The organism is Streptomyces sp. NPDC039462, assembly GCF_055639375.1.
The window spans coordinates 1,520,807-1,536,196 of the sequence record NZ_JBVKAO010000001.1 but is presented as its reverse complement, the minus strand read 5'-3'; the positions used below and the strand labels follow the sequence as shown (position 1 = coordinate 1,536,196).

The following is a 15,390-nucleotide window of genomic DNA, read 5'->3' as shown; positions in this document are numbered from 1 at the left end:
TAGCACGTCCGGTCCTGGAAACCTGTATAGAAGCGCTCCCGGATGGGCCTAGCAGCGCGCAGACGCCGACCCCAAGGGCGGCCACTCCGACCACCGCCGAGACCACCCCAGCCACCTGGTTCGCCCGGTCCCAGCTCAGCAGCGATAGCGCACCAGCGAAGACCGCCAGGACCAGCACGGTCGCGACCAGGGCCACGCGCCGATGACCTCGCACAGGCACCTCCACCTCCCCACACGCCCCACCGCATGTTGAACCCCACCATACGGCCAGACCCACGTCGCCATGCCGCGAACAGGAACGGGCCCGACATCAGTGACACCGCATGGGCCCGCCCCCTCCAGCTGACCGTCAGCAAGCCATAAGCCGAACATCATCTCTTGGCGCCCCGCCTTCAGGCCCTCCCACGAGCCACAGCAACTGGCGCCAACGTATATTCAAGGCGGACCGCCGATGGACGAAGCTCCGCCCACACCCCACTCACCCTGCGCGGGACCGAAAGAGCGACCGTCGGCGGTGGGAGTCCCGCGGGGCCCACTTCAACTTCCGGCTGCGTGGACAAACATGGCGGCGAAACAGCCGAATGGCCATCTACGCAGCCTAGTGTGCTGCTGTCATTCGACGCGGTAGCAACATAGACCGGAAACGCCGGTTAGCCACACCGGCATTTCTAGAGACGATTATGTCGCCAACGTCCACCCCCGAGCACAACCACGGCCCTAAGCGACAGTTGACGCGTCGCCACTACCCACTCGAAATTCACCGCGCGCCTGAGAGTGGATGCCTCGACCCTGCGCCGCCGGTGCACCGCTCAGCCCCTCAGGGCCCCCTTTCGTCCCGGTCTCGGAACGCGTCGTCACGTATAGCGCCTCGACGTCGAGGAATGGCTGCGCCGCCGACGTACAGTCCCCACCGAGGGGCTCAATGGCCGATAAGACCATCGTTCCTGTCGGTGTCCGGCTCTCCACTGATATCGAGCACCGTCCTGACCGCCCCACTCAGGGCCTGACCCCGTCGCTGACCACCATGAAGCTCGGCGAATACGGCGAAGCGAACATGGACCTCGCCATGCGCGGCCTGGAGTTGAAAACGCTCGACCCCTACCTGTGGGGGTGGCGGATACGTGTTGTCCCCGCCCTGGGTCACATAGCGGTGCGGATAACCACCAACGGTGTCGTCGACCGCACCGTGCAGAACTGGATCGCCGACGAGCACAGCCGCTCCACGATGAAGAACACGATCGCCGTCCTGGTCCGTGTCATGGAACAGGCCGTCCGTGACGGCATCATCAAGGTCAACCCCGCCCGGGTGACCGGCTGGCAGAAGCTCTACAAGCAGGCCGAGGACGAACTCCTCGACCCACGGGCGCTGGCTCTGCCCGACTGGGAGACCCTCGTTGCACTGGCCGACGCCCTCGTTGCCGCCTCCCACGACCAGTACCGCGGTTGGGGAGATGTGGTCCTCTTCGCCGCGTGCACTGCCGCACGGATCGGCGAGGTCTCAGGCTGCCGGGTCGGGGACATCGACACCGCCCAGTGGATCTGGATCGTGCGGCATCAGACCACACCCGCACCCGCACCTGGGGGGTGACCGACAGGGGCACCAAGGACAAGCGGGCCCGAAAAGTTCCCATCATCGAGGAGATCCGCCCCCTCATCGCCCAGCGCATCCTGTCTGTCGGCCGCAACCCCGACGCCCGCTTGCTCACCGGCCCGCGCGGCGGACGCATCTCTACCGCCGTCCTGCGCGACGCCACACACTGGGACGCCGTGGTCACCAAGCTCGGCTACGAACACCCACGCCGCCACGACCTCCGGCACACCGGACTGACCTGGTTCGCCGATGCCGGAGTCCAGGTACACGTCCTCCGCAAGATCGCCGGCCACGGTTCGCTGACGGCCACGCAGCGCTACCTGCATCCAGACGTACACAAGATCACGGCTGCCGGCACCGCGCTCTCCGCCCACCTCAGCGCGCTGCGCGCACCACGCTCGCTGCCGAGCCCGATCGTCATGACCCGCTGAACCCGGTCAAGCACGCCGGTCCCCATCTGGTCCCCAAAAATGATCAAGGGCCGGTTTCGGATTCCTCCAAAACCGGCCCTGACCTGCGACTCTTACGAGTCGGGACGACAGGATTTGAACCTGCGACCCCTTGACCCCCAGTCAAGTGCGCTACCAAGCTGCGCCACGTCCCGTGGTGTTCGGCGCGGTGTCCCGCGTGATCACAGGTAGAACTCTACCCCACGTGGACGGGTGCTTCGTCCTCCGGTGACCGCCGTCAGGCACGCGCGACAATCGTCGTATGAGCTCTGCACCTGGACCGTACGGAAGTGGCCGCGAGCGGGACCGCGACGAGGAGGGACGGGCCCGTAACCAGCGGCCTCGCGACGGGCTCGGGCGGCCGTTGCCCTACGGCACCGACGGGGTGCCACGGCAGCCGGAGGGGGTCGTGCGCGCGCCCGAGGAGTCCGTGGCCGAGGCGCAGGCGCTGTTGGACGCGGGGCGTCCCTTCCACGCGCACGAGGTCTTCGAGGACGCGTGGAAGTCCGGGCCCGAGACGGAGCGCGGGCTGTGGAAGGGGCTGGCCCAGCTCGCCGTCGGCCTCACGCACTCGGCCCGCGGCAACATCACGGGCGGAGCGCGCCTGCTGTCGCGCGGCGCCGCCGCCGTCTCCGACTGGAGCGCGCAGACCGGACAGGACCGGCCGTACGGAATCGGCGTCGCCGAACTGGTCACCTGGGCGGAGACGTTGGCCGGGCGGCTGGAGCGGGAGGAGACCGCGGTGGACGCGGCGTCCCACGCGCCGCGGCTGCGCGGCGGAGCGGGGTAGGGGCGGGGGGGGAGGAAGCAGGGGGTTCGGTGGGTGCGGAGCGGGGTCCGTCACCGCACCGGACTCGCCCCGCATGCACATGGTCGGGGGCGGTGTGAGGGTGGGCGTGTGACGACGACCACCGATCAGTCGGCTGCTTCCGCTTTCGTCGAGGCGCAGGCGCCGCCCGTGCTCGACCGGCGGCGCCGCAATGTCGTCTTCGTGACGATCATGCTGGGGATGCTGCTCGCCGCCCTCGACCAGACGATCGTCGGCACCGCGCTGCCGACGATCGTGTCGGATCTGGGCGGCGCGGAACACATGTCGTGGGTCGTCACGTCGTACCTGCTCGCGGAGACCGTCGCCACGGTCCTCGTCGGCAAGTTCGGTGACCTGTTCGGGCGCAAGGTCGTCTTCCAGGTGTCGGCGGTCGTCTTCATCACCGGGTCGTTCCTGTGCGGTCTGTCGACGAACATGACGCTCCTGATCGCCTGGCGGGCGATGCAGGGCATCGGCGCGGGCGGCCTGATGGTCACGTCGATGGCGTTGATCGCCGATGTGATCCCGTTGCGGGAGCGCGGCAAGTACCAGGGGGCGATCGGGGCCGTCTTCGGGGTGGCCACGGTGATCGGGCCGCTGCTGGGCGGGCTCTTCACGGACCATCTGACGTGGCGCTGGGCGTTCTACGTCAACGTGCCCATCGCGATCGTCGTGGTCCTCGCGGCCGCCCGCACGATCCCCGTCGTGAAGTCGGCGGTGCGGCCCGTCATCGACTATCTGGGCATCGCCCTCGTCGCCGTCGGCGCGAGCGCGCTGATCCTGGCGACGAGTTGGGGCGGCAACCAGTACGCGTGGGGGTCGCCGACGATCATCGGCCTCTTCGTCGGCGGGCTGGTCGCGCTGGCGCTGTTCTGCGTCGTCGAGACGCGGGCCGCCGAGCCGATGCTGCCGATGCGGCTCTTCGCCAACCCCGTCTTCACGGTCTGCTCGGTCCTCAGCTTCATCGTCGGCTTCGCGATGCTCGGCGCGATGACGTTCCTGCCGACCTATCTCCAGTACGTCGACGGGGACTCGGCCACCGTCTCGGGTGTCCGCACGCTGCCCATGGTCGTCGGGCTGCTCATCGCGTCCGTCTTCAGCGGCAACGTCGTCAGCAAGACCGGCACGTACCGCATCTTCCCGATCGTCGGCGCGCTGGTGATGGCTCTCGGGCTCTACCTGCTCTCGCTGATGGGGCGGACCACCAGCACCTGGCTGGAGTCGCTGTACATGTTCGTGCTCGGCACCGGCATCGGGCTGTGCATGCAGGTCCTGACGATCGCCGTGCAGAACACCGTCGCGTACACGGACCTGGGCACCGCCACGTCCGGAGTCACCTTCTTCCGTACGCTGGGCAGCTCGTTCGGCACCGCCGTGTTCGGCACCATCTACGCCAACACCCTCGCGCCGAACCTGAAGGACGGGGTCGCCGAGGCGGCGCGGGCCGGCGGTGATCCGGCCGTGCTCGGCAAGGCGGCGCAGAGCCCGGGCGGACTGCACGAACTGCCGGCGGCGAGCGCCGAGCCCCTCATCAAGGCGTACGCGGACACCTTGCAGACGGTCTTCCTGTGGACCGTCCCGGTGGCGCTTCTCGGGTTCCTGGTGGCGCTCTTCCTCAAGCAGGTGCAGTTGCGCGACAGCGCGCGCATGGGCGCTCCGGACATGGGCGAGGGCTTCGCGCAGCCGTCGAGCGGCGACTCCGGGCATCTGCTGGAGCGGGGCGTCGCCAACATCATCCGGAATGTGGGCATGACCACGGCTCGCGGGATCATCCGGGACTCCGACACCCGTCTGGACATCGCGGGCGCCTGGGCGGTCATGCAGGTCTCGCTCTTCACCCGGATGGTCGGACACGCCAGTCTGGGGCTGATCGCGGCCCGGCGCAGGATTCCGCCCGAGGTGCTCGTGCCCGTCTTCGACCGCATGGTCGAGGAGGGCTATCTGACCCGTACGGACGCGTATTTCTCGCTCACGCCCGCCGGGGAGCGCGAGGCGGAGGTCATCTCCAGGGCGTGGTCCGCGTGGCTGGGCGAGGAGATCACGAAGGACATCGGCCGGCCGCCGGACCAGGAGCTCGCCGCGGCGGTCGACGCGATCGCCAAGCGGCTGCTCGCGGAGGATCTGGAGCACGGGCTCTCACCCGAGACGACGGGCGCCACGGTCGGCGCACGCTGAATGGCGTTGGCGCCGCTGACGGCCGTCTTCGAGAAGCCGACCAACAGCGCCGCCGCGGCCAAGGCTTTCCTACGCGCTGTAGTGGGCGCGCAGCTCCCGCTTGAGGACCTTCATGCTGGGGCCGAGCGGGAGCTCGTCGATGAACTCCACGAGGCGCGGGTACTTGTGACGGCCCAGGTGGTCCTTGGACCACTCGATGATCGCCGCCGCCTGTTCGGGGGTGGCGTCGGCGGCCGCGACGACGACGGCGCAGATCTCCTCGCCGTGCACGGGGTCGGGCAGGCCGATCACGGCGGTCTGGGCGACGGCCGGGTGGCGCATCAGGACCTCTTCGACCTCGCGCGGGTAGACGTTGAAGCCGCCGCGGATGATGACGTCCTTCTTGCGGTCGACGATGGTCAGGAAGCCTTCGGCGTCCTTGGTGCCCAGGTCGCCGCTGCGGAACCAGCCGTCGACCAGGGCCTCGGCGGTCGCCTCGGGGCGCCCCAGGTAGCCGGAGAAGACATTGTGGCCGCGGATGACGACCTCGCCGAGTTCACCGACGGGCAGCAGTTCGACGCGGTCGTCGAGGTCGGCGCGGGCGATCTCCACGTCGACGCCCCACAGCGGGTGGCCGATGCTGCCGGGCTTCGTACCGAAGTCGGGCTGGTTGACGGACGCGGTCGGGGAGGTCTCGGAGAGCCCGTATCCCTCGTAGACGGGGGTGCCGAAGGCCTTCTCGAAGCGTTCGAGCACGGCGACGGGCAGCGAGGCACCGCCCGAGATACAGATCCGCAGCCGCGGCAGCCGCTCGGCGGCCTCGGCGGCGGCGACCAGGCCCACGTACATGGTCGGGACGCCGTGGAAGGTGTTGACGCCCTCCGCGACCATCAGCTCGATGGCCCGCGCCGCGTCGAAGCGGGGCAGCAGGACGAGGGTGGCGCCCGCCCGCCACGTCGAGTTCATGGAGACGGTCTGGCCGAAGGCGTGGAAGAGCGGGAGCGCGCCGAGGGCGGTGTCGTCGGGGCGGATGTCGTTGGCGTCGAAGGCGTTGACCGTCGCGTTCATCACCAGGTTGAAGTGGCTGAGCACGGCGCCCTTGGGAACGCCTGTGGTGCCGCTGGTGTAGAAGACGACGGCCGGGTCGTCGGCGTCGCGGGTGACGTAGGTGGTGAGGGGCTCGGTGGTGCGGGCCAGGGTCTCCAGCTCGCCCTCGGGGCCGAGCCGCAGCATCCGCACGCCGGTGGCCTCGGCGGCCGCCCCGCCCGTCGCGGCCTGCGCGGGATGACAGAGGAGCAGGGTCGCGCCGCTGTCCCGCAGGACGTGCTCGACCTCCTCGGCGGAGAGCAGCAGATGGACGGGTACGACGACTCCGCCGGCGGCGAGGACGGCGTAGTACGCCTTCGGGAACTCGGCGGTGTTGGGCGCCATCAGGGCCACGCGGTCTCCCGGCCGCACACCGAGCTCCGCGAGAGCCGCACCCTGAGCGCGGGCCTCGCGCCACAACTCCCGGAAGGAGAACCGCTGTTCGCCCTCGACGAGGGCGGTGCGGTCCGGGTGGCGGCGGGCGGGCTCGGCGAGGATCGCGGCGAGGGACAGCGTGGCCATGAGGGAGGATGCTCCGTTTCGGTGGGCTTGCGCGAGTCTTTCGTGGGGGTGGGGCTTATGTGGGGCCGGGGGTGGGGTTTACGCGGGGCTGGGGCGGGTGGGTTTTACGCGGGGCGGGCGGTAAGTCGTTCGCGGAGCCTTGCCTGAGTCGACGGCGAGTCGGACCGGCATCTCGCCGGGGGCGTGCTGGGTTCGCCCCCATAGGTAGAGGGCGACGGCGCGTTCAGGGTTGGGTCGCCTCGCCGGAGGGGTTGGGTCGCGCCTCGCCTGGGGCTGAGGCGTACCTCACCGGAGGGTGTGGGACCGCACCTCGCCGGGGTATCGGGCCGTGCCTGCCCGAAGGGCACGCCTCGCCGGAGGAGTGCGTCCTGTCTCACCGGAGAGGGCGGGTCACGCCCGAGGACGGTCACGCCCCGGGCGGGGCACCCCTGCGGCAGCGGCACGCACCCGTTGCCCTCCCCGCCCCTCCCCCGGCGCGGACGCGCGCGCCGGCTCAGTCGCGTTCGACCAGGAGCGCGCTGCCCTGCCCCACGCCCACGCACATCGTGGCGAGGCCGCGCGTGGCGCCGGTGCGGCGCATTCTGTGCAGCAGGGTGGTGAGGATGCGGGCGCCGGAGCAGCCGAGCGGGTGGCCGAGCGCGATGGCCCCGCCGGACGGGTTGACCAGCTCCGGGTCGATGCCGAGGGCGTCGACGCAGGCGAGCGCCTGGGCCGCGAACGCCTCGTTGAACTCCGCTTCCTGAAGGTCGCCGATCTCCCAGCCGACCCGGGCGAGCACCTTCCGCGTGGCGGGCACGGGGCCGATGCCCATGACGTCGGGGTGGACGCCGGCCGAGGCCCCGGCCGCGTACCGCCCGAGGGATTCGAGGCCGAGGTCGTTGAGGGCCTCCTCACTGACGAGGAGCAGCCCGGCCGCGCCGTCGTTCATCGGCGACGCGTTGCCCGCGGTGACGGTGCCGTCCTTGCGGAAGACCGGCCGCAGACCGCTGAGCTTCTCGTACGAGGTGTCCTCGCGCACGCACTCGTCCGCGTCGACGACGACGCCGTCCGGGCGCGTGACGGGGAGGAGTTCGTCGTCGAAGTGGCCGTTCTTGCGGGCGGCGGCCGCGCGCTGGTGGCTGCGGAGCGCGAACTCGTCCTGGCGTTCGCGCGGGACGCCGTACCGCTCGGCGACCTCCTCGGCGGTCTCGCCCATCGCGAGGACACCGTGCAGCTCCTGCATCTTCTTGTTCGTGAGGCGCCAGCCGAGGCGGGTGTCGGCGGTCTCCATGCGGTGCGGCAGCGCCTCGTCGGGGCGGGGCAGCACGAAGGGCGCGCGGCTCATCGACTCGGAGCCGCCCGCGAGGACGATGTCGGCCTCACCCGCGGCGACGGTGCGCGCGGCGGTCGTGACGGCTTCGAGGCCCGAGGCGCAGAGCCGGTTCACGGTCGCGCCGGGCACGGACTCGGGGAGCCCCGCGAGGAGGGCGGCCATCCTCGCGACGTTGCGGTTGTCCTCGCCCGCCTGGTTGGCGGCGCCCCAGTAGATGTCGTCGATCCGGGCGGGGTCCAGCTGGGGGATGTCGGCGAGGAGTGCCCGCACGACGCCCGCTGCGAGGTCGTCGGGGCGAACGGAGGACAGGGCGCCGCGGAGTTTGCCGATGGGGGTGCGGCGGGCGGCGGCGAAGTGGACGGTGCGCACGATACGGCTCCGGATCGTTCTGCGAGGTCTCGCTGCGTAAATTAGCGCTGCTAGTTTTGGAGTTTATGCGCGAGGTGGGGGCCATGGGAAGGGTGTCCTACGCCTCACCCCGCCCCAGTTCCGCCAGGCGCGCCAGCGCGGGCAGGGCCTCCGCCACCGCCGTGCGCTGCTCCGGGGTCAACTGATCCACGAGCGGCGCGAGATGGCGCGTCCGGTCCTCGTGGCGGGAGCGGCCGATCCGGCGGCCCTTCTCGGTGAGGTGGACGAGGACGGCACGCCCGTCGCTCGGGTCCGGGCGGCGCTCCACCAGGCCGTCGCGCTCCAGGCGGGTGACCAGCTGAGTGATGCCGGGCTGGCTGACCTGCTCTGTTTTCGCCAGCTCGGTCAGCCGCTTGGGCCCGCCGCCGAACGCGAGGGTGTCAAGGACCGACAGGGTCGTGAACGGCAGCTTCTCCAGCACCGGGAGACGGATGTAGAAGCGGTTGAAGTTCTCGATCGCCGCGGTGAACTCCTCCACGTCCAGCTCGCCGGGCCGACCGCCCCCATGACCGGCGCCGTGATCCCGGTTGCCGTCGCTCTGATCGTCGTGCATGTCAGCCACCCTGAAGAATTACATTGCTCACTTATGTAAGCTGCTTATATTGTTCTCGACCGCGCCTCGGCGGCGCAAGGAGAGAGTTCCATGACTGTTCGTATCGGCATCAACGGCTTCGGGCGAATCGGCCGCAACGTCTTCCGGGCGGCGGCAGCACGGGACGCGGACCTGGAGATCGTCGCGGTCAACGATCTGGGCGACGTGCCGACCATGGCGCACCTGCTGGCCTACGACTCGATCCTCGGCCGCTTCCCCGGCGAGGTCACCGCCGAACCGGGAGCGATCCGCGTCGGCGACCGGACGGTCCAGGTATTCGCCGAACGCGACCCCGCCGGCCTGCCCTGGGGCGAACTCGGCGTGGACGTGGTCATCGAGGCGACGGGCGTCTTCACCGACGCCGACCGGGCCCGCGCGCACGTCGAGGGCGGCGCGAAGAAGGTCATCATCGCGGCCCCGGCCAGCGGTGAGGACGTCACGATCGTGCTCGGCGTGAACGACGACGCCTACGACCCCGAGCGGCACACGATCATCTCCAACGCCTCGTGCACCACCAACTGCCTGGGTGTCCTGGCGAAGGTGCTGCACGACGCCGTGGGCATCGACTCCGGGATGATGACCACCGTCCACGCCTACACCCAGGACCAGAACCTCCAGGACGCCCCGCACAAGGACCTGCGCCGCGCCCGCGCCGCGGGCCTGAACATCGTCCCGACCTCCAGCGGCGCCGCCAAGGCCATCGGCCTCGTCCTGCCCGAACTGGCCGGCCGCCTCGACGCGTTCGCACTGCGGGTCCCCGTCCCCACCGGTTCGGTCACCGACCTCACCGTCACCACGCGACGGCCCACGAGCGTCGAGGAGATCAAGGAGGCGTACGCGGCGGCGGCCGCGGGACCGTACAAGGGAGTGCTGTCCTACACCGAGGCCCCCATCGTGAGCACGGACATCGTCACCGACCCCGCGTCCTGCGTCTTCGACGCCGAGCTCACGCGCGTCACGGGACCGCAGGTCAAGGTCGTCGGCTGGTACGACAACGAATGGGGCTACTCCAACCGCCTCATCGACCTCGCCCGGCTGGTCGGCGCCTCCCTGTAGTCGACATCAGGCGACATCAGGCGACATCAAGCGACATCAGCCGAGGGCGACCCGCACCGCGCCGCCCCGCGCGTCCACCCCCGCCGTCCAGCTTCCGGAGACCCGGAACGGCCGGTTCGGGACGACCGGGCGGCGCGGGCGGGCGCGGTGCAGGGTTCTGCCGTCCTGCGTGACGACCAGCGTGGGACGCGGGACGAACTCCGTGCTGCGGAGGGTGAATTCCTCCGTCGGCTCGTCCAGGCAGAGCCGGTTCGGGGCGATCCAGGCGAGCGGGGCCGCGACCCGCAGCGGCACCGAGGCCGAGGGCCAGTCCCCGTCGGAGAGGTAGCGCCGCACGGCCGCGGCCGCCAAGGCTCCCTCGCGCGCCACCACGCGCGCCGGCTCGGCGGCGTGCAGCACGTTGCCCACCGCGAAGACGCCGCGTTCGTCAGTGCGGAAGGCGCTGTCGACGGCGGGGCCCCGCGTGCCGGGGTCGAGCAACAGGCCGCCGAGGCGGGCCAGTTCGTGGTCGGGGACGAAGTCACCGGTGAAGACGACCGTGTCGCAGGGGACGTCCGCCGTTCTGCCGTCCCGGTGCCGCAGCCTGACCCCCGACAGGCGGCCGCGCCCGAGGAGTTCGGCCACGGTGGCGTCCGTGAGCAGCGGCACGCCGCGCCGCAGCCGTGCGTCCAGGGCGCGGGCGTGCGGCGCCTGGTGGCGCCGGTGTTCGGTGACCTGCGCGGTGACGGAGACCCCGGCCCGGCGCAGTGTGTCCAGCGCCGTGAAGCTCACCGGTTCCGCGCCGACGACGACGGCCCGCGTGCCGATCCGCTGCCGGTGGAGGTGGACGGCCTGCTGGAGCTCGCCGGTGGTGTAGACCCCGGCGGGCCGTGTCCCCGGCACCAGGCGTGCGGCGCGCGGCCGCTCCCGGGCGCCCGTGGCGAGGACCACCGCGCGGGCGGTGATCCGCTCCAGGCCCCGGGGGCTCGTGGTGTCCAGGGTGAGCGGTGCCGCCCAGGAGGTGACGGTGACGCCGGTCCGCAGGACCGCGCCGGTGCCCACGGCCGCCGCCACGCACCGCTCCGCGTACTGCGGCCCCGTCATACCGAGGCGTCCGAAGCCGCCGTGCAGGCAGTGCCGCGGCACCCCGCCCGCCTGCCGCTCGCGGTCGACCACCTCGACCTCGCCGACGCCCGCCGCGGCCAGTCCGACCGCCGTGGCGAGGCCCGCGGGTCCGGCGCCGACGACCAGCACGTCGACGATCCGCTCGCGCCTCATCCGGTACCCCACTCCGCACCCCGTTCGTAGAGTTCCCGCACTTCGGCACCGCAGTAGAAGCCCTGGCAGCGACCGCCCCGCGCCCGGGTGCGCCGCCGCAGGCCGTCCAACGATCCGGGCGGCACCGTGGCCGCGAGGGCGTCCCGGATCTCGCCGCGCGTCACCCGTTCACAGTGGCAGACCACGTCACCGTACGCGGGATCGGTGGCGATGAGATCGGCGCGCTGATATGGGCGCGGGAAGGCTTCGCCGAGGTTCGGCATGCGGACGGGCGGCAGGTCGCGGGGGCCGGGCAGCTCCAGGCCGGTGGCGGCGAGGAGTTCGGTGACGTGTGCCGCGATGGCCAGGGACGCGGTGAGGCCGGTGGAGCGGATGCCGCCGACGGTGACGTAGCGCTGTTCCTTGTGGGCGCTGATGCGGTAGTCGTCGTGCTCGGTGGCGGCGCGCAGCCCTGCGTAGACCGCGGTGACCTCCTCGTCGAGCAGCTCCGGGAGGATCCGGCGGCCCTTCTCGCGCAGCGCGGCGATGCCGTCGGCCGTCGACCCGGTCGCCGCCTTGTCGTCCAACTCCTCTGCGGTGGGGCCCAGAAGGACGTTGCCGTACACGGTCGGGGCCACGAGGACGCCCTTGCCGAGCGCCGTGGGAACGGGCAGCAGGATGTGCCGCACCAGGTCGCGGGCGAGCTTGTCGAAGACGAGGAGCTGGCCGCGGCGCGGGGTGACGGTGAAGTCGTCGTGGCCGAGCAGCCGGTCGACGGTGTCGGCGTGCAGGCCGGCGGCGTTGACGAGATACCGGGTCCGCACGGGACCGCGGCTCGTAGTCAGGAGGTGGACGCCATCCGACGTATATACGTTCTCCACGCGGCAGTTGAGGAGCAGGTCGACGCCCGCGCGCACGGCCTGGGTGGCGTAGGCGAGGGTGGTGGTCCAGGGGCAGATGATGCTCTCGCCGGGGACGTCGAGTGCGCCGAGGGCACCGGGGCCGAGATGCGGCTCGCGCGCCCGGAGCTCCGAGGGTCCGATGATCCGTGCCGCGTCGTGGCCGTTGCGCTCCGCCTTCGCCAAAAGCTCTGGCAGGGCTGCCAGTTGGTCGGCGTCCCAGGCGACGAGCAGTGCGCCGACCGGCTCGACGGGGATCCCGGACTCGGCGGCGTACGCGGCGAGCAGCCGTCGGCCCTCGCGGACCAGGCGGGACTCCAGGGACCCGGGCACCGCGTCGAAACCGGTGTGCAGGATCGCCGTGTTCGCCTTCGACGTGCCCTCGCCGACGTCGTTCGAGGCCTCCACCAGGGCGATGCGCAGGCCGGGGTGGCGGGCCAGTTCGCGTGCGACGGCCGAGCCGATGACTCCCGCGCCGATGACGGTCACGTCGTACGTCACGTCGGGCGGCGTGCCACGCCTGGTCAGCGCCATCAGGGCGTACGTTCCAGGAGTGCCGTCACCGCCGCGTCGAAGCCCGCGAGGCGTTCGGCGGCGCGGTCCGCGTCGATCCGCGGTTCGTAGACGGTGGCGGGCCGCCACTCCGGGACGGCGTCGGCGACGGTGAGTGCGGGATCGAGGCCGATGCGGGCGACGGCGGCCGCGCCGAGGGCCGTGACGTCGGGCAACGCCGATACCTCGACTCGTAGTTGCAGCAGGTCGGCCTGGGTCTGCATGAGCAGGGCCGAGCGGGTCAGACCGCCGTCGACCCGCAGGGTCGTCAGGGGCTGCCCGAGGTCGGCGGCGACGGCGTCGGCGAGCGAGACGACCTGCGCGGCGATGCCCTCGCAGAGGGCGCGCACCAGGTGGCCCGCGGTGGTGTCGAGGCCGAGTCCGGTCAGCGATCCGCGCAGGTCGCCGCGCCACCAGGGCGCGGCGAGACCGGCGAGCGCCGGCACGAAGGTGACGCCCCCGGCGTCCGGGACGGCGGAACCCACGGGGTCGATGTCCTCGGCGCCCGCGATCACGCCGAGATCGGTGAGCCAGCGGACGGCGGACGCGGCCGTGTAGACCTGCCCGTCGAGGCAGTAGCTGCTCTTGCCCGCGAGCCGCCAGGCGACACAGCTGACGAGCCCCGAGCTGCCGCGCCGGGGACGCGCGCCGGTCTGGGCGAGCAGGAACGCCCCGGTTCCGTAGGTGCACTTGGCGCTGCCCGGGGTGGTCACGTCCTGGGCGAGCAGCGCGGCCTGCTGGTCGACAAGGAGTCCGGTGAGGGGGAGTTCGGGGCCGAACGCGGTGGTCGTGCCGACCGGTCCCGCGGCGTCGACGACGCGGGGCAGGCGCTCGTCACCGAGGCCGTAGAGCTCCAGGGCGCGCGGTGACCATGCGACGGTGTCGAGGTCGAGGAGCTGGGTGCGGCCCGCCGTCGCGGCGTCCGTGACGTAGGCGCCGGCGAGGCGGTGGACGAGCCAGGCGTCGCTGGTCGTGACCACACCGCGCCGGGTCAGGTGGCGGCGTATCCACGCCATCTTGGGAGCGGCGAAGTACGGATCGAGGGGCAGGCCGGTGAGGTCCCGCAACTCCTCTGCGTGGTCGGCGAGTTCGGCACAGACCGACTCGGCGCGGCGGTCCTGCCAGACGAGGGCGTCGGTGAGAGGTGTGCCGGTTTTCGGGTCCCAGGCGAGGACGGTCTCGCCCTGGTTGGCGAGGCCGACGGCGGCGACCGGCTCGCCCGCGTCCGCCAGCGCCGCGCGGCCCGCCTCGACGACGGACGAGAACAGTTCGGCGGGGTCGGCCTCCACCAGGCCGCCGGGCAGGAAGCGGGGGCGCACCGGCGCCGCGCCCGATCCGATCACGCCGCGTTCCGGGCAGACGACGAGGGCCTTCGTCCCGGAGGTGCCCTGGTCCACGGCGAGCACGGGGCGCTGCGCCGGGGGCCGCTGATAGGTGATCACCGCGGGAAGACTGCTACAGCGGCCCGGAGGGCGTCAAGGGATCGCGATGACAGATGACGTCCGTCAAATGAGCGCTCGGCGCGCCGTGTTGACAGAACGGGGTCATAAAAGATCGGTGAAGTGTCCTGGAACCGGAAGGGCCGGATCTACACTGTCCGCCGAGCCCCACCCGTCACCCCCCGCCCAAGTCGTCAACTCCCGTACCAATGCGCCCTTTTAAGCGTTCAACCTCCACTCTTCCCCCGACAGAGGTCTCATGCCCATGCCGTTAGGCCGCCCGGTGTACCACCCGGCAGGCCACGACGAAGCGTTGCGCGCGGTGCTCCAGGACCTCAGGACCGGCCGCTGGGTCTCCACGCGCAATCTGCTGACCGAGACACCCGACTGGGGGCTGTGGACACAGCGCACGCAGATCCTGGGGGCCGCCGTCGCCGGGTCGGACGTGGTGCGGACCTGGCGCGCCGAGGAACCGCGCAGCGCGTCGGCCGCCGTGCTGCACACCCGCGTCCTGGTGGAGCGGGCCCTGCGCGCCCACCGCACGGGGCACCGCAGGACCAACGACCTGTGGCGCGAGGCGGTCGCGGCGTGCGCCGACGCCTCGGCCATGTCGCCCGAGGACCCCGTGCCGTGGATCTGCCTGCTCTCCCTGGCCCAGCTGGACGTGGGGCAGCGGTGGGACGAGCACCGGGTGGCACCTCCGGAGCCGATGCTCTTCCCCGGCCCCTGGCAGCTCCTCGCCGAGGCGGACAAGCGGGACCCGGGCAACCGTGAGGCGTACCACCGCATGCTGCAGTTCGTGTACGGGCGCCGCGCGGAAGGGCCGCTCACCGAGGCGTACAACTTCGTGCAGTGGGCGTCGGCGGCGGCGCCCGCGGGCTCCGCCCTGCATCTGCTGCCGCTGTACGTGCGGGTCGAGCGGTACCGCAGGGAGTCCGGGCAGGAACAGGCCCTCGATCTGCACTGGATCTCCGAGGACGCCACGCGCGCCGCGCTCCTCGCCCTGCAGCTGTGGTTCGACAACGCGACGCCCGCCACGACCTCGCTCCTGGACCTGAACCACTTGGCGCACGCCCTGTGGGGCGCCCACCAGTTCCACGACGCGTCCCGCGTGTTCCAGGCCCTCGACCCCTTCTACACGACCGTGCCGTGGACGTACCGCACCCACTCCCCCGGCGACGCGGACGCCGCCGCCGAGGTCTTCGTCCAGGCCCGCGCCCGCTGCTTCAGCGCTGCCCGGGGCCCCGGGTAGCCCCGCGGACCCCGTCCTTCCCCCACCCCACCGG

Annotated in this window: 10 protein-coding genes, 1 tRNA gene and 2 pseudogenes; 5 read left to right on the top strand and 8 right to left on the bottom strand. The window is 71.6% G+C overall.

Annotated elements, in window-relative coordinates; translation table 11 throughout:
* Window positions 1-922 precede the first annotated feature (922 nt).
* Window positions 923-2,022, top strand: a pseudogene (locus tag ACZ7LU_RS06325) (tyrosine-type recombinase/integrase).
* Window positions 2,023-2,121: 99 nt separating this feature from the next.
* Here the strand turns inward: ACZ7LU_RS06325 and ACZ7LU_RS06320 are convergent.
* Window positions 2,122-2,195, bottom strand: a tRNA-Pro gene (locus ACZ7LU_RS06320).
* 107 nt (window positions 2,196-2,302) lie between these two features.
* On the opposite strand from ACZ7LU_RS06320, the gene ACZ7LU_RS06315 reads away from it, so the two are divergent.
* Entirely contained in the window at window positions 2,303-2,830 is a 528-nt protein-coding gene (locus tag ACZ7LU_RS06315; protein ID WP_471915860.1) for a DUF309 domain-containing protein, read from the top strand.
* Between the two features lie 108 nt (window positions 2,831-2,938).
* Window positions 2,939-5,023, top strand: a complete 2,085-nt coding sequence (locus tag ACZ7LU_RS06310) for a DHA2 family efflux MFS transporter permease subunit (protein ID WP_468712170.1) — start codon at window positions 2,939-2,941, stop codon at window positions 5,021-5,023.
* On the opposite strand, the pseudogene ACZ7LU_RS06305 reads toward ACZ7LU_RS06310, so the two are convergent.
* From ACZ7LU_RS06305 to ACZ7LU_RS06290, 4 genes and pseudogenes are all read right to left on the bottom strand, one after another.
* Window positions 4,981-5,085 (bottom strand): annotated as a pseudogene (locus tag ACZ7LU_RS06305) (sulfite exporter TauE/SafE family protein); the annotation flags it as partial. The gene ACZ7LU_RS06310 and the pseudogene ACZ7LU_RS06305 sit on opposite strands and share 43 nt — an antisense overlap.
* 7 nt (window positions 5,086-5,092) lie before the next feature.
* Window positions 5,093-6,610, bottom strand: coding sequence for a long-chain-fatty-acid--CoA ligase (locus tag ACZ7LU_RS06300; RefSeq protein ID WP_471915859.1), 1,518 nt, complete (start codon window positions 6,608-6,610; stop codon window positions 5,093-5,095).
* Window positions 6,611-7,103: 493 nt separating this feature from the next.
* Window positions 7,104-8,291 carry a thiolase family protein gene (locus tag ACZ7LU_RS06295; protein ID WP_471915858.1) on the bottom strand — a complete coding sequence of 396 codons (1,188 nt, stop codon included), beginning with the start codon at window positions 8,289-8,291 and terminating at the stop codon, window positions 7,104-7,106.
* Window positions 8,292-8,388: 97 nt separating this feature from the next.
* The gene (locus ACZ7LU_RS06290; protein WP_398299020.1) at window positions 8,389-8,883 is read right to left on the bottom strand and encodes a MarR family winged helix-turn-helix transcriptional regulator; all 495 of its coding nucleotides are present in this window, start codon (window positions 8,881-8,883) and stop codon (window positions 8,389-8,391) included.
* Window positions 8,884-8,973: 90 nt separating this feature from the next.
* Here ACZ7LU_RS06290 and gap point away from each other — a divergent pair, with 90 nt between their 5' ends.
* Entirely contained in the window at window positions 8,974-9,978 is a 1,005-nt protein-coding gene (gap, locus tag ACZ7LU_RS06285; protein WP_398299022.1) for a type I glyceraldehyde-3-phosphate dehydrogenase, read from the top strand.
* Window positions 9,979-10,014: 36 nt separating this feature from the next.
* Here gap and ACZ7LU_RS06280 read toward each other — a convergent pair whose 3' ends face one another.
* Genes ACZ7LU_RS06280 through ACZ7LU_RS06270 form a run of 3 tightly spaced genes read right to left on the bottom strand, consistent with a single transcriptional unit; the run spans window position 10,015 to window position 14,107 of the window.
* Window positions 10,015-11,235: an NAD(P)/FAD-dependent oxidoreductase gene (locus ACZ7LU_RS06280; protein ID WP_468085779.1), complete on the bottom strand. Its 1,221-nt coding sequence runs from the start codon at window positions 11,233-11,235 to the stop codon at window positions 10,015-10,017.
* Window positions 11,232-12,647, bottom strand: a complete 1,416-nt coding sequence (locus ACZ7LU_RS06275; RefSeq protein ID WP_471915857.1) for an FAD-dependent oxidoreductase — start codon at window positions 12,645-12,647, stop codon at window positions 11,232-11,234. Before ACZ7LU_RS06275 ends, ACZ7LU_RS06280 begins: the two co-directional genes overlap by 4 nt.
* Window positions 12,647-14,107 (bottom strand): FGGY family carbohydrate kinase, encoded by a 1,461-nt coding sequence (locus tag ACZ7LU_RS06270; protein ID WP_471915856.1) that lies wholly within the window; start codon window positions 14,105-14,107, stop codon window positions 12,647-12,649. The genes ACZ7LU_RS06275 and ACZ7LU_RS06270 overlap by 1 nt, the downstream gene beginning before the upstream one ends.
* A 256-nt stretch (window positions 14,108-14,363) precedes the next feature.
* On the opposite strand from ACZ7LU_RS06270, the gene ACZ7LU_RS06265 reads away from it, so the two are divergent.
* Complete coding sequence (locus tag ACZ7LU_RS06265) at window positions 14,364-15,356, top strand: hypothetical protein (RefSeq protein ID WP_471915855.1); 993 nt, start codon at window positions 14,364-14,366, stop codon at window positions 15,354-15,356.
* Window positions 15,357-15,390 lie beyond the last annotated feature (34 nt).